The following is a 22,355-nucleotide window of genomic DNA, read 5'->3' as shown; positions in this document are numbered from 1 at the left end:
GAGGTGTCGCGGGGGCGTCAGCGCCTTCGCAGGTAGCTTTCCAGCGGGTCCTTGCTCAAGCCTTCCTGGGCCTGGGCCAGGGAGTCGATGAACAGCGAGAACAGTTCGGACTGCTTGGCGATGTCCAGCTTGGTGTAGAGGTTCTTGCGGTGGGTCTTGACCGTGTCTTCGCTGATGCCCAGGCGCTCGGCCAGCGAGCGGGTCGAGTGGCCGCGCAGCAGGTACTGGGCGATGCGGCATTCGCGCTCGGTCAGCAGCGAGGAGCCGAAATTGTTCAGCGCCGCGTTGATCTGCCGGCCCAGGGCGCTCTCGAAGCGCCCGCCGAGCGCGTCGATGTCCAGGTGGCCCCATTGCCGGCGCACCACGGCCGCGACCCAGGGCGCCACGCACTTGAGGTCGTTGACCTGCTGGCGGCTCAGGCGCTGGGTGCTGGCCAGCGACACGGCGATGGTCAGGTCTTCGTCCAATGGCACGATGAAGTTCGGCTCATCTTCCATGTGCGCGTGCTGGTAGAAGGCCAGGTAGTACTCGCTGCGCTTGAAGTGGTCGGGGGCCACGTCGCTCAGCCGGTAGCAACCGGCGGGCACGCCGTCCATGCAGGCGCGGTAGAACGGGCACAGCAGGTAGTAGCCTTCGAGGTAGCGCTGCACGTTGCCTTCCGGCAGCCATGGGCCTTCCTCGTCCTTGACGAACAGCGCCGAGGGCAGGCCCTTGCGCGGGTAGAGGAACACGGTGATGGCCTGGCACGGGGCAAGCAGCTTGAGCGCGGCGAACAGCGCCTCGACGAAGCCCGGCGCGCCCTGGGCGTCGATGACACGCGCCATCTGCGCGTACCAGTCGGGCGATTTCAGCCGGTCTTTGCTCATTGTCGTGGTCCCATGCCGGGGTTGTTATGGGGGAATTCTTGCATGGGTTGGCGGGGGCGGCCATCACCCTTCGGGGTGAGCCGGACATCGGGGTGGCCCTATCGCCGGCAAGCCGGCTCCCGCAGGGCCCTTGAGGGCCCCGGTTATGGCATGATCTGCGCCACCTCCATTTCAGGGCCCCGCCATGCTGATCGACGAAGAACTGACCCTGAAAAAGCTCGAGACCTTCCTCGCCTTCATGCGCAGCGGCAACCTCGGCCGCGCCGCCGCCGAGCTGTCCACCAGCGCGGTCAGCGTGCACCGGGCCATCCACTCCCTGGAAAGCGCCCTGCGCTGCCCACTGTTCAAGCACGAAGGCCGCCAGCTGATCCCGCTGGAAAGCGCCTACGTGCTGGAGAAAAAGGCCCGCCAGCTGATCCAGGACGCCGAGCAGATGGTGCGCCAGACCCGCGAGGCCGCAGGCTTCTACGCCGAGCGTTTCCGCCTGGGCGCGCTGTATTCGCTGACCGTGAAGACCGTGCCGAAACTGGTGATGGGCCTGAAGCTGCGGCGCAGCGAGCTGAACATCGACCTGACCCTGGGCTCGAACGTCGAGCTGCTGCAGCGCCTGAAGAACCACGAGCTGGAAGCGATCCTGGTGTCGCTGGACGAGAGCGTGGCCGACCCTGCTTGCGAGCAGCTGGCGCTGTTTTGCGACGACATCTTCCTCGCCGTGCCCACCGATTCGCCGTTTGCCGGGCAGCAGGAGGTGGACCTGGCGGACCTGGCCGACTCCACCTTCATCACCCTGACCCAGGGTTTTGCCACCCACCGCGATGGTGCGCAGGTGTTCCAGCAGGCGGGGTTCGAGCCGAAGGTGGCGATGCAGGTGAACGACATCTTCACCTTGCTCAGCATGGTCAGTTCGGGGGTGGGGTTTGCGCTGTTGCCCGGGCGGATTGCGGCGGTGTACGAGAACCGAGTGAAGTTGATAGCGCTGCAGCAGAGGTATCGGTTGCAGCAGCATATTGGGGTGGTGTTTCTGAAGGCGCGGGAGCGCGAGCCGAACCTGTTGGCGTTGCTGGCTGAATGCCGGATGTATAGCCGGGAGAATTGAGATTGGGGGCGCTTTGCGCCCCTTTCGCGACACAAGGCCGCTCCTACAAACTACCGCGTAACCCTGTAGGAGCGGCCTTGTGTCGCGAAAGGGCTGCAAAGCAGCCCCAGGCCCCTTCAGCCCACCAACCCGCGCACACAGAAATACAGGATCGAAGGCCCCATCAGGCACCCCAACCCGGTATGGAAGGTCGCCGTCAGCGCGCCATACGGCACCAACCGCCGATCCGTCGCCGCGAGCCCTGCCGTCACCCCCGACACCGTCCCGGCCAAGCCACCAAACACCATCGCCGAACGCGGGTTGTCCAACGCCAGCAACCGCGCCGACACCGGTGTGAACACCATCACCAGGATCGCCTTGATCAACCCGGTGGCAATCGACAGCGCCACCACATCCGAACTGGCGCCCAGCGCCGCACCGGTCACCGGCCCGACGATGTAGGTCACCGCGCCCGCGCCGATGGTGGTCATGCTCACCGCATCGCGATAGCCGAAGGCATACGCCACCCCAGCGCCCACGATGAACGGCAGCACCGTGCCCAGCAGCAGCGCGATGGCACCGATCATGCCGGCCTTGCGCGCTTCGGTGGCCTGCACCTCGAAGGCCGTGGCGACGATGGCGAAATCGCGCAGCATCGCCCCGCCCATCAGGCCGATGCCAGAGAACAGCGCCATGTCGGCCAGGCCCTTCTGCCCGCCCGTCACGGTACCGCCGACCCAGGCCAGCACCAGGCCGATGACGATGGCGATGGCCGAGCCATGCACGCGGCCGAAAGTCAGGTACTTGGACAACAGCACCGACAGCCACATGATCCCGCCCACCACCGCGAACGCCGTGATCAGGCCATTGTGTTCCAGGGCATTGTCAATGATCGGCCACATCTCAGCGACCTCCTGCAGGGGCTACCTGCGCAGTCTCAGGGGTGGGTGCCTCCAGCGCGGGCAACGGCTCGCCGCGGTGGCTGCGGCTGATCAGGGCGATGGTCAGGCCACACACCAGCACCGCGCCAATGGCCGCCAGCAGCGCCACCGGCCCGCCGTGCAGGGCGGTGACCACGTTCTGCTGGGCAGCCATGGCCACCACCACCGGGATGTACATGGCGCCCCAGAAACCGACGCCGAACTCGCACTCCTTGCTCATGCCGCCCTTGCGCTGCATGTACAGCCTTGCGCAGATCAGCAGGATCATGGCGATGCCGACCCCGCCCACATTGGATTTGACGCCCAGCAGCACGCCCAGGAAGTCGCCGACGATGACGCCGGCGAGGGTGCACACCGCCAGCAGAGCCACACCATAGATGATCATTGTTGTTGTCCTCAGCTTGTATCGAAGTTGGTTGTTGTTGTTCTTCGAGTTGCAGCGCCGTCATCGGTTGTTGGCCACCTCCTGGCGCAACAGCGCATCGACGGTGTCGGCCCGGGTGCCCTCGACGGCCACCACCCTACCCTGTTCGAACACCGGCCGGGCCAGGCCGCTGAGCACGCTGCCAGGCGGCATCTCCAGGTGCAGGCGCACCCCGCGTTCATAGGCGTTGCGCAGCGTGGCACGCCAATCCACCTGCCGCGCCATGTTGCCGGCGAGGTCATCGCGCAGGCGTTGCGGGTCGTGGATCGGCCGCGCGCTGCTGCCGCTCAGGTAGGTGATGCGCGGGCGGCGCAGCTGCACCTGGGCGAAGGCTGCGGCCAGCTCGGCGGCCGGGCCGTCGAGCAACGCGCAGTGGGACGGCACGCTGACCGCCAGGCGCCGGGCCACGCCCTGGCCAAGGCGGCGGGCGCGGGCGGCGACCGCGGCCATGGCGCTGTCGCTGCCGGCGATGACGAACTGGTTGTCGCTGTTGAGGTTGGCCAGGTACACCTCGCCGCCCACCTCGGCCAGCAGGTGTTCGACACGCGCCTGGTCGAGGCCGCTGAGGGCGGTCATGCCGTAGCCCTGCGGGTAGGCGCAGTGCATCAGCTCGCCGCGCAGCGCCACCAGGCGCACGGCATCGGCAAAGGCCAGGGCACCGGCGGCGACGGCGGCTGGGTAGGCGCCGATCGACAACCCGGCCACATAGTCCGGCGCCGGGCTGCGCTGCATCAGCCAGTGCGCCCAGGCGACCCCGGCCAGCAGCAGGCAGAGCTGCACGGCCCGGGTCGTCTGCAGCGCTTGCGCGGTGTCCAGCGCCAGCACCTGCTGATGCAACGCATCGCTGGCCTCCTCCAGCAGCGCCGCGCTGCCCTCGGGCAGGCGGTGCAGCATCCCCGCCTGCTGGGCGCCCTGGCCTGGGAAGGCGAACAGGCTGCTCACGCTGCGCACTCCAGCAACGCCCACGGGTCGGCCACCAGCTGCGCGCCGCTGGCCGACTTGAGCAGCACGCGCCGCGCCATGCCGGCCCATTCGCGCAGGGCGACGGCGCCGGCCGGGGTTTGCAGCTGCACATCGATGCGGCAAGGGCCGCAGTCGAGGATGTCCAGGAGCTCGCGCGCCTTGGCCCGGGCCAGGGGTTGCGGCGTGCGCAGCAGTACATCGAGGTCGCTGGCAGCGTGTACTGCGCCAACGCCCGTGGCCAATTGATAACCGACGCTGCCGGTGGGCCCCCAGGCCAGCCCGCTGGCATCGAGCACGGGCGCCACGCTGGCCAGCGCCTGCAAGGCAGCCCAGGGGCTGTCACCCTGCCAGCGCAGCGCTTCGGGGCTGAGCTGGCGGGCAATGTCGGCCAGCGGCATCTGCACGCCCAGGCGCTGTTCCCGCCCTGCCCCGCGCAGGCCCACGGCCACCCAGCCCTCGGCGCACACGGCCCGGCGTACCACCACCGGCTGGCCGGCCGCGAGTACCTGGCGGGCCCAGGCCGGGGCGTCGGCGGGCAACGCTGCCGGGGGCATCCCCCAAAGCAGGTCATGGGGCTGCGGGGCGTTCATCTCAGGCCTCCTGCCATTGGCTGCGCAGGCGTGCCCGCACCTCGCGGGAGGCGCTGCGATGCTCGCCGGCCAGGCGCGACGACAGGTCGGTGCAGCGGCCGATATCGCGCACGGCTTCGGCCAGGCAGGCACGTACCTGCGCCAGGTCGGCCGCCGTCGGCGCATCGGCGTTGTCCACGCTCAGGCGCCGCCACAACAGGCCCAGCGAGGCATAGCTGGCCAGGTCGTAGGCCATGGGCGGCACTTCGGCGGCCAGGGCTTCGAGCTGTTCGACGCTGCGCAGGGTGATGCGCGCCGCCGCCGCCTTGCCCATGGCATGCACCATCACCCCGCTGTCATCCAGGGCGATCAGCCGTTGTGCCTGGTAGCCGTGGGCAAGAAACGCCCCGGACATGGCCTTGCCCACCAGCAGGCCGATGACCGGATGCCCGGCCAGGCGTGCCTGGGCATACGCCTGCACCGCGCCCGCCAGGGCCTGGTGGATGCCCAGGGCTTCTTCGCGGCGGCCATAGGCCTGGCTTGGCACATCGATGACCGCGACGATGGCGCGTTTTTCGCCATCGCGGTCGAGCGCCATGGCCTCGCTCACCGCCTTGGCCAGGCCCCAGCCTTCGAGCAGGCCGACCTCGCCCGAGCGGGCGCGGGGGAATGGGTTTTGGGCATCCGGCACCACGGCGATGAAGCGCGCCAGGCGCTGGTCCAGTTCGCCATCGATGACCTTCACCGAGGCGGGGTAGCCCGCCAGGGCTTCGCCACCGGCCAGGCCCGGCAGCCAGTTGAGGGCACGGTTCATGGGGCATCTCCTTGGTAGAGGGCGCGCACGGCGGCGGCATCCAGTTGCGGGCAGTCGGCGCCCAGGCTGGCCAGCCGCTCCAGGTACCAGGCGTGCTGGCCGGCGCGGTCGGCGGGCGTGGCGGCCAGCAACTGCAGCAGTTGCTGGCGAATGCTTTCGACGTCGTCGGCCACGTAGCCGTCCACCAGACCGCTGGCGTGGCGCTGCTCGCCACCGGTCAGGCTCCAGATGAACGGGCGGTCCTTGGCGTCGTATTCGCCGATGCCGGCTTCCTGCTCGATCACCTGCGGGCCGTTCAGGCCCAGGCGCGCTTCGCGGGTGACCAGCAGGTGGCTGCACAGGCCGGCGGCGATGGACATGCCACCAAAGCAACCGACCGAACCTGCGACCAGCCCGACCACCGGCTGATAGGCGCGCAGCTCGACGATCGCCGCCTGGATCTCGGCAATCGCCGCCAGGCCCAGGTTGGCCTCCTGCAGGCGCACGCCGCCGGTTTCCAGCAGCAGCACGGCGCAGGTGGGGATGCCGTTGCGGTTGTCTTCGATGGCCAGCTCCAGGGCGCCGGCAATCTTGGCCCCGCCCACCTCGCCCATGCTGCCGCCCTGGAAGGCACCTTCGATGGCGGCGATGACGGTGTTGCGCCCCTGCAACTGGCCCTTGGCGATGACCACGCCGTCGTCGGCCTGGGGCACGATGCCCTGGCGCGGCAGCCAGGGCGACATCAACCGTTCGAAGGGGCCGAGCAGTTCGCGAAAACTGCCGGGGTCGAGCAAGGCGCGGGCACGCTGGCGCGCACCGAGTTCGACGAAGCTGCGGCTTTGCAGCAGGCGGGCGATGTCAGTCATGGGCGATCTCCTCGAAGCCTTGCTCCAGGCGCAGGCGCACCACCCCGGGCGTGGCGCCGAAATCATGGATGTCGATCTTCACCGCCGGTACGCTGCGGCCTTCGAACAGGCGCTGGAACAGCTGGCCCCAGCGGGCGCTGCTGCCGTTGACCGAGGTCACCACCTGGATGTCCAGCTGGCCAGGGGTGCCGGGTTCGATCAGCACTTCCAGGTCGCCGGAGCTGACGCAGCCGACCAGGGTGCGGCCGCGGCCGGGCTCGGCAGCGGGGAATTGAAAGTTCAGGGTTTCCATGTCACAGGCTCCCGGTCTTGTCGAGGAACAGGCAGGCGGCCAGCAGGTCGGCGGCGCCGCCTGGCGAGGCATTCATGTGCAGCAGTTGGGCGTCGAGCAGGCGCAGCTGGCGGCGGCCGTCGAGGCTGGCGCAACCGCCGGCGTCGAGCACGGCGCGGGCGCCCTGCTGCAAGGCTTGCAGGCCTTGCGGGCCGGCGCGCCAGAGCACGCAGGTGTCGCTCAGGGCGGCCATGATCGCCAGCAAGGCGTCGAGGCGGGCCTGGGTTTCGCTGGCGCCGGCGGCGCGGCTGCGGCGCAGTTGCGGCAGGCCATGTTCGATCACCGCCGGGAAGCCTTGCTGGGCCTGCTCGCGGGCACCGCTGGCGCCGTAGCGGCGGCGTACCTGGTTGCCGTGGCTGTCGGGGGTTATGGCGGCCGGGTCGTCGATCAGGGCAATACGGCCGGCGCGTGCGGCTACGGCTGCGGCGTCGGCACGGGTGTCCAGGGCGCGCGCCGCTACCAGCAGGCCCAGGGCCCAGATGGCGCCGCGGTGGGTGTTGACGCCGCCGGTAGCGGCCAGCATCTGGGCTTCGCCTTCGCGGCCGATGCGGCCCAGGGCGGTACGCAGCGGTAGGCCGACCGCGCCATGCTGCTCGGCGGCTTCGGCCATTTGCCGCAGGCATGGCCACAGGGCCAGGGCCGAGGCGTGCATCAGGGGCAGGCTCATGTCGCGGTGGGCGCCACTGCTGCGGCGGTCGACCAGGCCGGGTTTGGGCGAAAGTTCGGCTTCGTCGATCAGGGACTCGACGGCAAGGTCGGCCAGGTGATCGTGCAGCGGGATTGTGCTGGCTTTTGCTGGCCCTATCGCCGGCAAGCCGGCGCCCACAGGGGGGCGCAGCGGCGCCACGGTTTCGAGTGTCTGCATCACCAGCTCCTGAACCGTGCGGGCGGGTTGTAGAGGCCGCCGGACCAGTCCACCAGGTCGGCGATGCTGCGCGCGGCGAGCAGTTCGCGGCTGGCGTCGGTGCGGCGGATGCCGAGGTCTTCGGGCAGCGCCACCAGGCCTTGCTGGCGCAGGCGCAGGGTGTCTTTTGGGTCGTGGCGCAGGCCGATGGCGGTGACCCCGGCCACGGCGGCGATCATCTGCTGGCGCTCTTGCAGGCTGCGCGCCTTGTACAGGTAGGCGATGCCCTCTTCGGTGAGCAGGTGGGTGACGTCGTCGCCGTAGATCATCACCGGCGCCAGGGGCATGCCGGCCTTCTTCGCCACTTCGACCGCATCGAGGGTTTCGACGAAGGTGGGCTTGCCGCCTTCCTGGTAGGTCTCGACCATCTGCACCACCAGCTTGCGGCCGCGTTCGAGCATCGTCTCGGGCACGGTCATGTCCAGCCAGGCCGGGGTCGCGTGGCGCCGGCCACGGGGGTCGTGGCCCATGTTCGGCGCACCGCCGAAGCCGGCCAGGCGGCCACGGGTGACGGTGGAGGAATGGCCATCGCCATCGACCTGCAAGGTGGCGCCGATGAACAGGTCGACCGCGTACTGGCCGGCCAGCTGGCACATCATGCGGTTGGAGCGCAGCGAGCCGTCGCGGCCGGTGAAGAACACGTCCGGGCGCTGGGCGATGTAGTCTTCCATGCCCAGTTCGGTGCCAAAGCAATGCACGCTTTCGACCCAGCCGGTCTCGATCGCCGGGATCAGGGTCGGGTGCGGGTTGAGGGTCCAGTTGCGGCAGATCTTGCCCTTCAGGCCCAGCGATTGGCCATAGGTAGGGAGGATCAGCTCGATGGCGGCGGTGTTGAAGCCGATGCCGTGGTTCAGCGACTGCACCTGGTGTTTTTCGTAGATGCCGCGGATCGCCATCATCGCCATCAGCACATGCACCGGCTTGATGTGGCGCGGGTCGCGGGTGAACAGCGGCTCGATGTAGAACGGCTGGTCGGCGACCACCACGAAATCCACCCACGAGGCCGGGATGTCGACCCGTGGCAAGTCGTCGACGCGGTCCACCAGCTGGTTGACCTGGGCGATCACCAGGCCGTCGCTGAAGGCGGCAGGCTCGACCAGGGCCGGGGTGTCTTCGGTGCTGGGGCCGGTGTACAGGTTGCCTTCGCGGTCGGCCATGAAGCCGGCGACCAGGGTGACGTTGGGGATCAGGTCGACCAGCAGCCGCGAGTACAGCTCGATGTAGGTGTGGATGGCGCCCACTTCGAGCAGGCCGTCTTCGAGCAGTTGGCCAATGCGCAGGCTCTGCGGGCCGGCGAAGGAGAAGTCGAGCTTGCGCGCGATGCCGCGCTCGAACAGGTCCAGGTGCTCGGCGCGGCTGACGCTGGGCATGATCATGTGCAAGTCGTGCAGGCGCTCGGGGTCGGCCTTGGCCAATGACCGCGAGAGGAAGTCGGCCTGCTTCTGGTTGTTGCCTTCGAGCACCACCCGGTCGCCGGGGGCGATCAACAGCTCCAGCGCCTCGACGATACGCTCGGTAGGCAGCACCACACCGTCGGCCAGGTGGCGCACACGTTCGAGGCGGCGCTGCTTCTCGGCGCGCCGCCGCGACCATTGCGGCGGTGGATTGTTGGTTATGGTCATTGGGTGACTCCACGGGTTCGCTGTCGTGGAGGCACAGTAGGACGGGCTACCCAGGCCGATCAATCAAGCCGGGGGCGCAATCGTTACGCTCAGGTTAACGATTGCAGGCCGATCAGCGCCGAGGCGATGGCAAGCGCACCAGCGACCAGCCAGCCTCGGGTTCTTCCAGCACCAGGCGCACGCCGCCCAGCGGGGTGGGGTCGAGCAGCTTCGGCGCCAGGTCGCCGACCAACCAGTTGGCGGTGTTGGCGGCGATGATGCGGCCATCGGCACTGATCAGCACCGCTTCGTTGTCCAGGCGCATCAGGCTGCACACCAGCATCTTCTCCAGGTTGTGCAGCGACAGGTCGAGCCCTGCCACGCCGATGAAGCGGCCCTCGACGAGGATCGGCATGGTGAAGGTCAGCACATACATGTTGGTGCCGTAGAGGTCCACGTAGGGGCCTTCCACGCTGCTGCTGCGCGAGTCGCGCGGGCGGGCGTACCAGGGCATGTTGGTGTAGTCGTAGAAGTTCTCGCGGCGGCGGTCGAAGTTCGGGCGCAGCGGCAGGGTCTTGCCACCGTCGGCCAGGTACCACCACTCCAGGTGCATCTCGCGGTCGGCCAGGCAGCCGGGTTCGACGATCACCCCGCCGCCGCAGCCGAAGGCGCCGGTGGCCAGCAGTTGCTCATCGATGGCCGGGCGCAGCAGGGCCAGGTCCTTGGAGGCCGGCTCGCGGCCTTCGGCCAGCACCCGGCGCCACTGCTCGGCCGCCACATCCACCAGCTGCCGCACCTGGCCGAAGATGGTGCCCACCGTGCTGTTGAGCTGCCGGGCGCAGAGCAGCAGAGGGTCGCTATCGATCGCGGTAGACATGGCATTTCCTCACGCAGGTATTTTTGTACGTTGTTGTGCTCAAGGGGTCAGGCCGGGCTTTCGCCTGCGGCCAGCAGTTCCAGGCGCAGTGCCATCAGGCGCTTGATGCCGCGGCTGACATGCGCTTCGGCCAGCGCACCGGCCAGTACCGCGTCGCCGTTGACCAGGGCATCGAGAATCGCCCGGTGTTCGTGTTCGATCACGCTGACCTCGCCACCGCCTGCCGCCTCCATCCATAGAAGCTCGCCGACTTCCGACTGCAGGCGCATTTCGGCGTGGGTCAGGCGCAGCGACTGGGCCGCGGCCGCCACCTCGATATGGAACCGCGCATCGGCGCGGTGGCGCGCCAGGCGCGTGCTGGCCTGGGCCAGCGACTCGATGTGCTGGGCAATGCGCGCCTGCTGCTCGCGCGAGCTGCGCTGCGCGGCCAGGCGTGCGGCGGTGCCGGAGATCGCCATCTGCTCGTCACCCAGGTCGCGCAGGTCGGGGCCGCTCATTTCGCGCAGGCGGGCCAAGAGCAGCGGCTCGGGCAGCTCGACCGGCGCGCAGACGAAGCTGCCGCCGTTGCGCCCGCGGCGGGTTTCGATCAGCCCGCGCTGGCGCAGCACCACCAGCGCTTCGCGCAAGGTCACGGTGGCCACTCCCAGTTGCAGCGCCAGCTCGCTTTCGCTGGGCAGTTGCTGGCCTTCGGTGAACAGCCCCAGTTCGATGGCCTCCACCAGCCTGCGCGCCACTTCGTCGGTACGGCCTTCCTGGCGCAGGCGAATGAACGCGGTGCTGCGGGCAGTATTCAGGGCACTCAATTGACTCTCCCTTTTCAGTGTGTTCGACCTGGCCCTGAGGCATGGGGCTAAACGTTCAGTTCCGTATCTTATAGCGATTGGGCGGCGGCTGATACGGTTGCCGCCACCCCTGCGCGGCCGCTTGCTTGCGGCCTGCGACCAATTATCGCCTTGGCAGTTGGCAAACTTCAAACATTAAGATATGTTTTCATATGTTTACGGCTTGTACCACAACGATAAAACCCCTCAAGGGAACCGCCATGCAAACAAACCTACTCATCAACGGCCAGCTGATTGCCGGTGAGGGCGCCAGCCAGCCTGTCTACAACCCCTCCCTGGGCGAGGTGATGGTTACCCTCAACGAGGCCAGCAGCGCCCAGGTGGATGCCGCCGTGCAGGCCGCCGACCAGGCGTTCGATGCCTGGTCGCAAACCCCACCCAAGGACCGCGCCGCCCTGCTGCTCAAGCTTGCCGACCGCATCGAGGCGCAGGCCGAGGTGTTCGCCTCGCTGGAATCGCAGAACTGCGGCAAGCCCTACCAGGCAGCGCTCAACGACGAGATCCCCGCCGTTGCCGACGTGTTCCGCTACTTCGCCGGCGCCAGCCGCTGCATGAACGGCTCGGCCGGCGGCGAGTACCTGCCCGGCCACACCTCGATGATTCGCCGCGACCCGCTGGGCGTGGTCGCCTCCATCGCGCCGTGGAACTACCCGCTGATGATGGTGGCCTGGAAGCTCGCCCCGGCCCTGGCCGCCGGCAACTGCGTGGTGCTCAAGCCGTCCGAGCAGACCCCGCTGACCGCGCTGAAACTGGCCGAGCTGATCAACGCGCTGTTCCCGGCCGGCGTGGTCAACATCCTGTTCGGCAAGGGCCCGAGCGTGGGCGAGCCGCTGGTGACCCACCCGAAAGTGCGCCTGGTGTCGCTGACCGGCTCCGTGGCCACCGGGGCGCGCATCGTCGCCACTACCGCCAGCAGCGTGAAGCGCACGCACATGGAGCTGGGCGGCAAGGCCCCGGTGCTGATCTTCGACGACGCCGACATCGACGCCGCCGTCGAGGGCATCCGCGCTTTCGGCTTCTACAATGCCGGCCAGGACTGCACCGCCGCCTGCCGTTTGTATGTGCAGCAAGGCGTCTACGAGGCCTTCGTGGAAAAACTCGGCCAGGCGGTGGGCAGCATTCGCCATGGCCTGCAGGACGACCCGCAGACCGAGCTGGGCCCGCTGATCACCCGCGACCACCTGGAGCGCGTGGCAGGCTTCGTCGAGCGCGCCAAGGCGCAGCCGCACATCCGCGTGGTCACCGGTGGCAACCGCGTGCCGGGCCCGGGCTACTTCTTCGAGCCGACGGTGCTGGCCGACGCCCGCCAGGACGATGAGATCGTCCAGCGCGAAGTGTTCGGCCCGGTGGTCAGCGTCACCCCGTTCAGCGACGAAGCCCAGGCCCTGGCCTACGCCAACGACTCCGACTACGGCCTCGCCTCCTCGGTGTGGACCGCCGATGTCGGGCGCGCCAACCGCCTGGCGGCGCGCCTGCAGTATGGCTGCACCTGGGTCAACACCCACTTCATGCTGGTCAGCGAGATGCCCCACGGCGGCATGAAGCAGTCTGGCTACGGCAAGGACATGTCCATGTACGGGCTGGAAGACTACACCTGCGTGCGGCACGTGATGTTCAAGCACTAAAACCGTTTTCGCGTTCGCCACAAAACATATAACACAATAGGTAATATGGCTTTGCGCGCCGACCGCGCGCCCTGCCAGCACCTGCACGAGGTGAAACACCATGCTCATCACCGGCATCAAGAGCCGCCCGGTCTATGACCGCCTGCAGCCGATGGCCAGTGGCCTGCGCCACCTGGTCGCCGGCCAGGGCAGCGGCGGCACGGCCATGCTGCGCCTGATCGGCGACATGACCGCGGCCCAGCGCCAGGCCAGCACCCTGCTCTACTCCACCGAGACCTTTTCCGGGCACAACCACCTGGCCGAACTGCGCAAGGCCGACGTCGGCGAGCTGCAGGTGTTCGACAGCAACCAGGCGCTGATCGACGGCCTGCGCCAGCTGCTCGGCAGCGCGCACATGGGCACCCGGCTGTACCTGAGCGGCTCGGAAAGCTTCATCGGCACCACCATGCAGGCGGCCAACGCGGTGGACCTGAACCGTGACGAGGTGCTGCGCGAACACAGCGGCACCCTGGTGCGGCGCGTGTGGTGCGCGCACTGCGACACCTACACCGAAAACGTCACCCACCGCGTGTTCACCTGCCCCGGCTGCCAACTGGACCTGGTGGTACGCGACCACTATTCGCGCCGCCTGGCCGCCTTCCAGGGCATCAAGGCCGACGGTGAAGTCCCGGGCGAAATGCCAGCTGCCGAGGAGCTCGACACGTGAACACCCATAACGGAACCCTCAGCGTGCGGGTCACCCGCATCGAGACGCTGACCCCGGAAATCAAGCGCTTCACCTTCGTCGACCCGCACGGCAAGCACCTGCCGGCGTTCTCCGGCGGCAGCCATGTGGTGGTGGTGATGCAGGACGGTGACAAGACCCACCGCAACGCCTACTCGCTGATGGGCTCGCCCTACGACTCCAGCGCCTACCAGATTGCCGTGCGCCGGGTCGAAGGCGGCCGTGGTGGTTCGCGCCACCTGCACGAGCAGGTCGAGGAAGGTGCGCTGCTGCAGATCCTGCAGCCGGCCAACCTGTTCCCGCTGGCCAAGCACGCCCGCCAGCACGTGTTCATCGCCGGGGGCGTGGGCATTACCCCGGTGTACTCGCAGATGGAAGAGCTGCACATCAAGCAGGCCGACTTCGAGCTGCACCTGGCCGTGCGCGGCCCCGAGCACATCGCCCTGGGCGAGGAGCTCAAGGCCCGCTATGGCGAGCGCGTGCAGCTGTATGTGCAAGGCGTCGATGCGCGCATGGACATCCGCCAGATCCTCGCCGAACGCCCGCTGGGCAGCCACGTGTACGTGTGCGGCCCGGACAGCATGATCGACGACACCCTCGACAGCGCCCGTGCCCTCGGCTGGACCGACAGCCACATCCACTACGAGCGCTTCGTCGAGCAGGGCTCCAGCGGTCAGCCGTTCAGCGTCACCCTCGCCCGCCAGGGCGTGACCCTCGAAGTGCCGCCCGACCAGTCGCTGCTCGAAGCCGCCGAACAGGCCGGCTACAAGGTGCCCTACCTGTGCCGCGGCGGCGCCTGCGGCTACTGCGAAACCGAAGTGCTGGAACTGGACGGCGAGCTGGACCACCGCGACGACTGGCTGAGCGAGCAAGACAAGCTCGAGCGCCGCAAATTCATGCCCTGCGTATCCCGCGCCACCTGCAGCCGCCTGGTCGTAGACCTCTGAGACGAGAACAAACCATCATGACCGTATTCAAGCCGATCGAAACCTACTGCGACGACTACACCTACAGCAACAGCCGCGAGGCGATCCTGCGCCTGCCCTTCCCCTACCCGGAAGACCAGTACATGTACTCGATGAACGTCGAGCCCCATGTACCGTTCGGCGTCGGCGCCCTGCGCGCGCAGTTCGACATCGACGAGCACTACATCTCCGAGTGCCACCACCGCGCGCACACCCTCGACAGCCAGCCGGGCGTGCACTACGCCGCCCTGCCGCACATGATGGAAGCGCAGTGGGACCTGCTGGAGCTGCTGATGGAGTGCTACTCGCGGGACTTCCCCGAGCACTTCACCCTGGAGAAGAACGGCAGCCAGTGGCACTGGATCAACCGCCCGCTGCAGATCGACCAGACCTTCACCTTCGGCGACGCCAGCACCCTGCCGATGGAGCCGATGGAGTACATCACCCGCCAGGCCCAGGGCGAGTTCATCCTTCTCGAAGAGCGTGACGAAACCCTGGTGATGGGCGCCGGCATGGCCACCCAGCGCGCCGACTACTCGCTGCGCTTCAACTTGGGCATGAGCTTCATGGAGTTCCACGGCCCGGTGCCCAAGCTGCACGAAATGGGCATCCTGCAGCGCGCCCTGAAGTTCCTGCTGCGCCTGCGCCCAGGCCACCCGGTGCGCCGCACCAACTGGTCGATCACCGTCAACCCGCGCCTGGAAACCTCGGCCGAAACCCTGCCGGACTGGGCCCCGGACCGCACCACGGTGACGCCGGAGAACGCCGGCGAGCTGGTCAACCTGCGCATCGAACTGCAACCGCTGCACCGCCTGCCGCGCAGCAACGCGGTGCTGTTCCCGGTACGCACCTACCTGGTCAGCCTCAAGGAGCTGGCCGAGGCCGCACCGCAGTGGGCTAAGCGCATGCACCGGGTGATCCGCGACCTGGACCAGGAGCTGGTCGACTACAAGGGCTTCACCCGCTACCGCGATGCCATGGTGGCGTGGCTGTCGCAGTACGACGACGGCACGCCTGTCGACGAAAGTCTGCAGCAGTAAACCTTTAGCCCACGAGCGCGCCATACTGGCGCGCTTTTTCGTAATGCCATGCATGCCAACCAGGGATCACCCCCGATGAAAAAAACAATACGCAATGCCTTGCCCGAAAGCTGGAGCCTGGTGTTCTCCGCCGCCGCCTCCGCCTATGGCGTGGGGCTGCTCGGCCTGTGGGCGCTGCCGTTTCTGATCAGCGCCATCATCAATGACCTCAAGCTCAACGAAGCCCAGGCCGGGCTACTGATGTCGGCCGAGTTCATCTTCACCATGCTCGCCTCGTTGCTGGTGGCGCCGTTCATGGGCCGCGCCCCGCGCCGCAGCCTGGCGCTGGCGGGCACCCTGCTGGCAATTGCCGCAAACCTTGCAAGTGCGCACATGACCGACCTCTATGCCCTGGGCGCCGTGCGCTGCGTGGCCGGGGTCGGTGCCGGCCTGGCGCTGGCCTGCGGCAATGCCTGCGTGGCCAGCGCGACACAGCCCGACCGCATCGCCGGGCACATGAACATCCTCTCGGTGCTGCTGATGATCGTGGTGATGCTCGGCTATGCCAAGGTCATGGCGCTGTTCGGGCTGGCCGGCCTGTACTACGCGATGGCCGCGACCATGGCGCTGATGCTGCTGGCGATCCCGGTGATGGAGCAGCGTGCGCCGCGGGCCGACGCCACGCACACCACGCCCCAGGGCTCGAGCAATGTGCTGCTGAGCCTGCCGGCGATCTGCATGATGCTGGCGATGTTCGTGTTCCAGGCCCGCGACACCATGGGCTGGGCGTTCGTCGAGCGCATCGGCACGCTGGTGGGCTACAGCGGAGACGAGCTGGGCATGCTGCTGTCGTTCCAGTCCTTCATCGGCCTGATCGGGCCATTGCTGGCGGCGATGATCGGCAAGCGCTTCGGGCTGAGCACGCCGGTGATCCTGGCCATCCTGCTGACCGGCGCAACCAGCCTGTGCTATGTGCTGGGCGAGCATTCCAAGCCCATGTACACCATGGGTGTGATGACCATCTGCATTACCTACTTCTATGCCTTGAGCTACCTGACCGGGCTGGCCGCCGCGCTGGACCGCGAAGGGCGTGTGGTGGCTGCGGCGAGCAGCTTCCTGAGCCTGGGGCTGGCGGTAGGGCCGGCGATTTCCGGCGGGTTGATTTCGCTGGGCGGGTTCAGCCTGGCGGCCTGGGGCATTGGCGTGACCGTGGTGCTGACCTTGCTGCTGGTATCCATCCCCTTGGCGAGCATTCGCCGCGAGCACGTTACCGTAGGGTTGGCGGCCGCTTGAGGTAGGCGGCGCGGTTGAGATCGAGCGCCGCCCGCGCGGCGCATCGCGGATGAATCCGCTCCCACATTTGTTGCAACGTACCTATGCCTGATAGGCCATGGTTGACAGCCTTGTTGGTACGACGCAATTTCTCGGCGGGCGCCAAGAGCGGGCAACCATGGCCTGACAGACCGTGGTACGTTGCAACAAATGTAGGAGCGGATTCATCCGCGATGCGCCGCGCGGGCGGCGCTCGATCTTGACCACGCTGAAAAACTCGACCCAGGCAAAAACGCAGACTCCCCCTGCATATTTGCCGATTGTGTACGACAAATTCGCATGCCAGGATCTCGCGATACTCCAGCGGCCTCCAGACTTCACTTGGAAAATCAATAACAAAGCAGGGAGAACGCGATGACCGCGCACGCTCACACCTCGGCAACGGCTCATGTACTGGCCGAGGTCCGCAACCAGATTGGCCACCTCACCCTCAACCGCCCCGCCGGCCTCAATGCCCTGACCCTGGACATGGTGCGCAGCCTGCGCCAGCAGTTCGACCGCTGGGCCGACGACCCGCAGGTGCTGGCCGTGGTGCTGCGCGGCGAAGGCCCCAAGGGCTTCTGCGCCGGCGGCGATATCCGCTCGCTGCACGACAGCTACAAGGCCGGCGACACCCTGCACGAAGACTTCTTCGCCGAGGAATACGCCCTCGACCTGCTGATCCACCGCTACCGCAAGCCGGTGCTGGTGCTGATGGACGGCTTCACCCTCGGCGGCGGCATGGGCCTGGCCCAGGGCTGCGACCTGCGCGTCGTCACCGAGCGCAGCCGGCTGGGCATGCCCGAGGTCGGCATCGGCTACTTCCCGGATGTGGGCGGCAGCTACTTCCTGCCGCGCATCCCGGGCGAGCTAGGCATCTACCTGGGGGTCAGCGGCGCCCAGGTGCAGGCCGCCGACGCGCTGTACTGCGGGCTGGCCGACTGGTACGTGCCCAGCGACAAGCTCGCGGCCCTGGATGAAGGGCTGGACCGCCTGAACTTCACCGGCAACCCGCTCAAGGACCTGCAAAACCTGCTGGCCAAGCTCGGCAGCCAGACGCTGGACGACGCGCCACTGGAAAAGCTGCGCCCGGTCATCGACCACTTCTTCGCCCTCCCCGACCTGAGCGCGATCATCGAGCAGCTGCGCGCGGTGAGCATCGGCGACAGCCACCAGTGGGCGCTGGCCACCGCCGACCAGCTGGAAAGCCGCTCGCCGCTGGCGATGGCGGTTACCCTGGAGATGCTGCGCCGTGGCCGCCACCTCTCGCTGGACGACTGCTTTGCCATGGAGCTGCACCTGGACCGCCAGTGGTTCCAGTACGGCGACATCATCGAAGGCGTGCGCGCGCTGATCATCGACAAGGACAAGCAGCCGCGCTGGAACCCGCCGACCCTGGCCGGCCTGCAGCGCCAGCGGGTCGACCAATTCTTCGAAGGCCTGTGAGCCTGGGAGTACACAGATGCAAGACCTGGAACTGAGCGAAGAGCAGATCATGATCCGCGACATGGCCCGGGATTTTGCCCGCGGCGAGATCGCGCCGCACGCCCAGGCATGGGAAAAGGCCGGCTGGATCGATGACGGCGTGGTGCGCAAGATGGGCGAGCTGGGCCTGCTCGGCATGGTGGTGCCGGAAGACTTCGGCGGCAGCTTCACCGACTACGTCGCCTACGCCCTGGCGGTCGAGGAAATCGCCGCCGGTTGCGGCGCCACCGGGGCGATGATGAGCATCCACAACTCGGTGGGCTGTGGCCCGCTGCTGGCCTATGGCAGTGCCGAACAGCAGCAGGCGTGGCTGCCGCGCCTGGCCAATGGCGAGGTGATCGGCTGCTTCTGCCTGACCGAACCGCAGGCCGGCTCCGAGGCGCACAACCTGCGCACCCGCGCCGAGCTGGTGGACGGTGAGTGGGTGATCAATGGCGCCAAGCAGTTCGTCAGCAATGCCCGCCGTGCGGGGCTGGCCATCGTCTTCGCGGTGACTGACCCGCAGCTGGGCAAGAAAGGCCTGTCGGCATTCCTGGTGCCGACCGACAACCCAGGCTTCAAGGTTGACCGCAGCGAGCACAAGATGGGCATCCGCGCCTCCGACACCTGCGCGGTGACCTTCGACAACTGCCGCATCCCCGCGGCCAACCTGCTGGGCGAACGTGGCAAGGGCCTGGCGATTGCGCTGTCGAACCTCGAAGGCGGGCGTATCGGCATTGCCGCCCAGGCGCTGGGGATCGCCCGCGCGGCGTTCGAGGCGGCGCTGGTGTACTCGCGTGAGCGGGTGCAGTTCGGCAAGCCGATCAACGAACACCAGAGCATCGCCAACCTGCTGGCCGACATGCAGGTGCAGGTCAATGCCGCGCGCCTGCTGATCCTGCATGCCGCGCGCCTGCGCAGTGCTGGCAAGCCGTGCCTGTCGGAGGCCTCGCAGGCGAAGCTGTTCGCCTCGGAGATGGCCGAACGGGTGTGCTCGATGGCGATCCAGGTGCATGGCGGGTATGGGTACCTGGAGGATTATCCGGTGGAGCGGCATTACCGGGATGCGCGGATCACGCAGATCTATGAAGGGTCCAGCGAGATTCAGCGGATGCTGATTGCGCGGGAGTTGAAGCACTATCCGCTGTGATGCTACCGGCCTCATCGCCGGCAAGCCGGCTCCCACAGGTATGGACTGCCGCCAAGAAGTTGGACACCCATCCAATACAGCAGCGCTGCTGACAATACTGTGGGAGCCGGCTTGCCGGCGATGAGGCCCGCACAGTCAGCGGCGTTGTTTGAAGGTTTCCGACGGCAGCTCGCCAAAGCGCTGGCGGTAGATTTCGGCAAACCGCCCCAGGTGCAAAAAGCCATAATCCATCGCCAGCTCAGTCACGCTGCGCACCGTGCAGCTGCCATCGCCCAGGCACGCATGCACCCGCTCCAGCTTGCGCTGGCGCACGTACTGCTTGGGCGTGGTGCCCAGTTGCCGGTCGAACAGCGCATATAAAGAACGCACGCTCATGCACGCCTGCTCGGCCAGGGTCTCGGCCGCCAGCTCCAGTTTCAGGTTGCGCTCGATGTAGTCGAGAATCCGCTCCAGGCTCGCACCCGGGCTGGCCAGGCGCTCGCGGCGGATGTTGGTGCTCATCAAGGTCAGCAGCTTGCTGGCCACGATTTCGCTGTAATGCCCCTGCACCCGCGGCAGCGAATCGCTGACCTCGGCCTCGTGGCAGACCATCGCCAGCAGGTTGACGAAACCGTCCAGCTCATCGAGCCGGTAATGGTTGCGCAAAAACCGCACGCCGCCGTCTGGCCGCTGCCAGCGTTGCTCCTCGCAGATCGAGTCGAGCAGCCGGGTCGGCAGCTTGAGAATGAATTTTTCGCAGTCGTGCGAATACGTCAGGTCGACCGGGTCGTCCGGGTTGATCAGCAGCAGCTCGCCCGGCACCAGGTGGTGCTCGCGCTGGTGGCCGCGCCACAGGCAGTTGCCGCTGAGCAGCACCTGCAGGTGGTAGATGGTTTCCAGGGCTGGCGAGGTGACCCGCACGCTGCCGCCGTAGCTGATGCGGCACAGGTCGAGGTCGGCGAACTTGCGGTGGCTGAGGCTGGCCTGGGGGTGGGTGGTGCGCGACAGGCCGATGCAATGCTGGCCCACGTGCCGGTTGACGTAGTCGGACACGGCATACGGGTCGGCGTGATGGAACACGCTACTGCGCTCGCTCAGCAGGCGGCTTTCCATAGGCAAGGCACTCGGTATCGTTATTGTTCTGTTCGCCGCTGCCTACTGGCCGGGGGCCGGTGGTCGCGGTCGGTCACGGTCCTGGCGATACACTAAGCAAAAGGCCGGGGTTGGGCAATGCGATCTGTGGATTGGCTGGGCGGATAGCGCCCGGCGGTACCAGGCGTTGGGGCGATTATCGGCCGCTTACTGCACCGGCAGGAAGTTCATCAACAAAAGGCTCTGCGCATAGTTGAGGCCGATACGCCGGTAGCGCTCGTCGAGCAGCTCGGCCAACAGGTCCAGGCGCGCGACCACCTTGCCGAATTCCACGGCGAAACTCAGGTTGCTGCCCGCCTCGGAAATCTCGTTGGAGAACAGCAGCAGCACGCCATTGGCATCCTGGCGCTGGCTCAGCATCCAGGTCGCCTTCTCGATATTGCGCGCAGCGTTGTTGATGAACAGCGGGTCGAGGGTATCGGTCATGTAGAACTCGGTGCGCCCGCCATGGGCGGTCACCAGCATGCTGCCGATGGCGTAGATGAAGGCACCGACCCGGTCACCGCGAAACTCCGGGCTCAGGGCATAGCTCAAGGCAGCCAGGTCGCGGCGGTTGCCCAGCTGCGGCAAGGGTTGGCGCTGCTCGATGGCCAGGCGTATCTGCCGTTCGGCCGTGGCGGTGTCGAGGTAGCCGGAGAGCGTCAGCTGGTTGGGGTTGCGCAGGTACAGCTTGTTCATCAGCAGGTACAGGCTCTGCAGGTTGTCGCGCATGGACAGCGTGGCCAGGCGATCGACGCTGGTCTGGAACAGCTCGCTGGGCTTGCCGTTGCCGAACTGGCTGACGATGTCATGGCCTTGTTGCTGGGTACAGGCGCCCAGGCAGGCCAGGGCGCCTGCCAGCAGCAGGCGGGGGATTTTCAGGGGTTTGCTTGCAACCATCGGCACCGGGACAGGGTCGGCGGCCGCGCTGGGGATCGGCGTGGCCTGGCCAAGCATAGAGCCCGGAAATGGGAAAAAGTGCGATGGGGGTGCCTGTGATGGCCTCATCGCCGGCAAGCCGGCTCCCACAAAGTACGGGCTGGCCGCAAGATACCTGTGGGAGCCGGCTTGCCGGCGATGCGGCCAATGCAGGTCACATGGCGTGGCGCAACATCTGCACCACCTGCGCATGCAGCGCCGGGTCACCACAGGCCACCACGCACCCGCCATCCTGCGCACTGCTGCCGTCCCAGGCGGTGATCACCCCGCCCGCCCCTTCGATGATCGGCATCAGCGCCTGCACGTCATAGGGCTGCAGGCTCGCCTCGACGATCACGTCGACAAAGCCCGATGCCAACATGCAGTAGGCATAGCAATCACCGCCATAGCGCATCAGCCGCGCCTGGCCGGCCACGGCTTCGAAGGCGGCCTTGCGCTCGGCGGTGTCGAACATGTCTGGCGTGGTGCACATCAGCGTGGCCGCCGCCAGGTCGGCGCAAGCGCGGGTTTTCAGCGCCGTGCCGCTGCGCCAGGCGCCTGCCGGGGTACCGACGAAGCGTTCGCCGGTGAACGGCTGGTTCATCACCCCCAGCACCGGGCGGCTGCCGTCATTGAGCGCAATCAGCGTGCCCCACAGCGGCAGGCCGGTGATGAAGGCGCGGGTGCCGTCGATCGGGTCGAGTACCCAGGTCAGCGGGCTGCTGCCCACCGCCACGCCAGCCTCTTCGCCGAGAATGCCGTGCTCTGGGTAGCGCGCCTGGATCAGTGCGCGCATGGCATCCTCGGCCGCCTTGTCGGCCACGGTCACCGGGTCGTACAAGCGCCCGCCCTTGTCCTCGACGTCAAGGCTGGCACGAAAATACGGCTTGATCGCCAGCGCAGCGGCATCGGCCAGCTGTTCGGCGAAGGCTTGGAATTCGCCGATCTGTTCAGCGCTCAGGGACATGGGGCAGGCCTCGTGGGAAATGTCGGGGCTGCATCATACCCGACGAGCCG

The 22,355-nt window shown here is 67.4% G+C and carries 23 protein-coding genes; 8 read left to right on the top strand and 15 right to left on the bottom strand.

All coding sequences use genetic code 11. From position 1 onward, the window contains the following. Window positions 1–17: 17 nt before the first annotated feature. Complete coding sequence (locus L6D75_RS20400; RefSeq protein WP_176510972.1) at window positions 18–866, bottom strand: helix-turn-helix transcriptional regulator; 849 nt, start codon at window positions 864–866, stop codon at window positions 18–20. 184 nt (window positions 867–1,050) lie between these two features. Here L6D75_RS20400 and L6D75_RS20395 point away from each other — a divergent pair, with 184 nt between their 5' ends. Next, window positions 1,051–1,962, top strand: a complete 912-nt coding sequence (locus L6D75_RS20395) for a LysR family transcriptional regulator (RefSeq protein ID WP_176510973.1) — start codon at window positions 1,051–1,053, stop codon at window positions 1,960–1,962. 116 nt (window positions 1,963–2,078) lie between these two features. Here the strand turns inward: L6D75_RS20395 and madM are convergent, their stop codons facing one another. From madM to L6D75_RS20340, 11 genes are all read right to left on the bottom strand, one after another. After that, a complete protein-coding gene (madM, locus tag L6D75_RS20390; protein WP_176510974.1) occupies window positions 2,079–2,843 on the bottom strand; it encodes a malonate transporter subunit MadM in 765 nt (254 codons plus the stop codon). A gap of 1 nt (window position 2,844) precedes the next feature. Continuing rightward, a complete protein-coding gene (gene madL / locus L6D75_RS20385; RefSeq protein ID WP_176510975.1) occupies window positions 2,845–3,267 on the bottom strand; it encodes a malonate transporter subunit MadL in 423 nt (140 codons plus the stop codon). Between the two features lie 60 nt (window positions 3,268–3,327). Further along, window positions 3,328–4,248 (bottom strand): malonate decarboxylase subunit epsilon, encoded by a 921-nt coding sequence (mdcH, locus tag L6D75_RS20380; RefSeq protein WP_176510976.1) that lies wholly within the window; start codon window positions 4,246–4,248, stop codon window positions 3,328–3,330. Next, complete coding sequence (locus L6D75_RS20375) at window positions 4,245–4,859, bottom strand: malonate decarboxylase holo-ACP synthase (RefSeq protein ID WP_176510977.1); 615 nt, start codon at window positions 4,857–4,859, stop codon at window positions 4,245–4,247. Before L6D75_RS20375 ends, mdcH begins: the two co-directional genes overlap by 4 nt. A 1-nt stretch (window position 4,860) precedes the next feature. Next, on the bottom strand, window positions 4,861–5,652 hold the full coding sequence (gene mdcE / locus L6D75_RS20370; protein ID WP_176510978.1) for a biotin-independent malonate decarboxylase subunit gamma: 792 nt from the start codon (window positions 5,650–5,652) through the stop codon (window positions 4,861–4,863). Further along, window positions 5,649–6,497, bottom strand: coding sequence for a biotin-independent malonate decarboxylase subunit beta (locus L6D75_RS20365; protein ID WP_176510979.1), 849 nt, complete (start codon window positions 6,495–6,497; stop codon window positions 5,649–5,651). The genes mdcE and L6D75_RS20365 overlap by 4 nt, the downstream gene beginning before the upstream one ends. Further along, a complete protein-coding gene (locus tag L6D75_RS20360; RefSeq protein WP_176510980.1) occupies window positions 6,490–6,789 on the bottom strand; it encodes a malonate decarboxylase subunit delta in 300 nt (99 codons plus the stop codon). Before L6D75_RS20360 ends, L6D75_RS20365 begins: the two co-directional genes overlap by 8 nt. 1 nt (window position 6,790) lies before the next feature. Beyond that, window positions 6,791–7,693, bottom strand: a complete 903-nt coding sequence (locus L6D75_RS20355; RefSeq protein ID WP_176510981.1) for a triphosphoribosyl-dephospho-CoA synthase — start codon at window positions 7,691–7,693, stop codon at window positions 6,791–6,793. Next, window positions 7,693–9,354: a malonate decarboxylase subunit alpha gene (gene mdcA, locus L6D75_RS20350; protein WP_176510982.1), complete on the bottom strand. Its 1,662-nt coding sequence runs from the start codon at window positions 9,352–9,354 to the stop codon at window positions 7,693–7,695. The genes L6D75_RS20355 and mdcA overlap by 1 nt, the downstream gene beginning before the upstream one ends. Before the next feature lie 112 nt (window positions 9,355–9,466). After that, the gene (locus L6D75_RS20345; protein ID WP_176510983.1) at window positions 9,467–10,210 is read right to left on the bottom strand and encodes a cache domain-containing protein; all 744 of its coding nucleotides are present in this window, start codon (window positions 10,208–10,210) and stop codon (window positions 9,467–9,469) included. A 47-nt stretch (window positions 10,211–10,257) separates the two neighbouring features. Then, the gene (locus L6D75_RS20340) at window positions 10,258–11,013 is read right to left on the bottom strand and encodes a FadR/GntR family transcriptional regulator (protein ID WP_176510984.1); all 756 of its coding nucleotides are present in this window, start codon (window positions 11,011–11,013) and stop codon (window positions 10,258–10,260) included. Window positions 11,014–11,252: 239 nt separating this feature from the next. Here L6D75_RS20340 and L6D75_RS20335 point away from each other — a divergent pair, with 239 nt between their 5' ends. From L6D75_RS20335 to L6D75_RS20305, 7 genes are all read left to right on the top strand, one after another. After that, complete coding sequence (locus L6D75_RS20335; RefSeq protein ID WP_176510985.1) at window positions 11,253–12,677, top strand: gamma-aminobutyraldehyde dehydrogenase; 1,425 nt, start codon at window positions 11,253–11,255, stop codon at window positions 12,675–12,677. A 100-nt stretch (window positions 12,678–12,777) separates the two neighbouring features. After that, window positions 12,778–13,383, top strand: coding sequence for a dimethylamine monooxygenase subunit DmmA family protein (locus L6D75_RS20330; RefSeq protein ID WP_176510986.1), 606 nt, complete (start codon window positions 12,778–12,780; stop codon window positions 13,381–13,383). Continuing rightward, on the top strand, window positions 13,380–14,348 hold the full coding sequence (locus L6D75_RS20325; protein ID WP_176510987.1) for a PDR/VanB family oxidoreductase: 969 nt from the start codon (window positions 13,380–13,382) through the stop codon (window positions 14,346–14,348). The genes L6D75_RS20330 and L6D75_RS20325 overlap by 4 nt, the downstream gene beginning before the upstream one ends. A gap of 17 nt (window positions 14,349–14,365) precedes the next feature. Next, window positions 14,366–15,406 (top strand): heme-dependent oxidative N-demethylase family protein, encoded by a 1,041-nt coding sequence (locus L6D75_RS20320; RefSeq protein ID WP_176510988.1) that lies wholly within the window; start codon window positions 14,366–14,368, stop codon window positions 15,404–15,406. A gap of 75 nt (window positions 15,407–15,481) precedes the next feature. After that, window positions 15,482–16,678, top strand: coding sequence for an MFS transporter (locus L6D75_RS20315; RefSeq protein ID WP_176510989.1), 1,197 nt, complete (start codon window positions 15,482–15,484; stop codon window positions 16,676–16,678). A 393-nt stretch (window positions 16,679–17,071) separates the two neighbouring features. Continuing rightward, window positions 17,072–18,142 carry an enoyl-CoA hydratase/isomerase family protein gene (locus L6D75_RS20310; protein ID WP_176510829.1) on the top strand — a complete coding sequence of 357 codons (1,071 nt, stop codon included), beginning with the start codon at window positions 17,072–17,074 and terminating at the stop codon, window positions 18,140–18,142. A gap of 16 nt (window positions 18,143–18,158) precedes the next feature. Further along, complete coding sequence (locus L6D75_RS20305) at window positions 18,159–19,310, top strand: acyl-CoA dehydrogenase family protein (RefSeq protein ID WP_176510830.1); 1,152 nt, start codon at window positions 18,159–18,161, stop codon at window positions 19,308–19,310. A 135-nt stretch (window positions 19,311–19,445) separates the two neighbouring features. Here the strand turns inward: L6D75_RS20305 and L6D75_RS20300 are convergent, their stop codons facing one another. The 3 genes from L6D75_RS20300 to hisN all read right to left on the bottom strand — a co-directional run bounded on the left by L6D75_RS20300 (window position 19,446) and on the right by hisN (window position 22,305). After that, entirely contained in the window at window positions 19,446–20,402 is a 957-nt protein-coding gene (locus tag L6D75_RS20300) for a helix-turn-helix transcriptional regulator (protein WP_176510831.1), read from the bottom strand. Between the two features lie 186 nt (window positions 20,403–20,588). After that, window positions 20,589–21,320: a hypothetical protein gene (locus tag L6D75_RS20295; protein WP_176510832.1), complete on the bottom strand. Its 732-nt coding sequence runs from the start codon at window positions 21,318–21,320 to the stop codon at window positions 20,589–20,591. Window positions 21,321–21,513: 193 nt separating this feature from the next. Then, a complete protein-coding gene (gene hisN, locus L6D75_RS20290; RefSeq protein WP_176510833.1) occupies window positions 21,514–22,305 on the bottom strand; it encodes a histidinol-phosphatase in 792 nt (263 codons plus the stop codon). Between the last annotated feature and the right edge of the window lie 50 nt (window positions 22,306–22,355).

The organism is Pseudomonas faucium (assembly GCF_021602585.1).
Taxonomy (GTDB): domain Bacteria; phylum Pseudomonadota; class Gammaproteobacteria; order Pseudomonadales; family Pseudomonadaceae; genus Aquipseudomonas; species Aquipseudomonas faucium.
The sequence above is the reverse complement of the archived record's forward strand: the minus strand, read 5'-3'. Positions and strand labels throughout refer to the sequence as shown.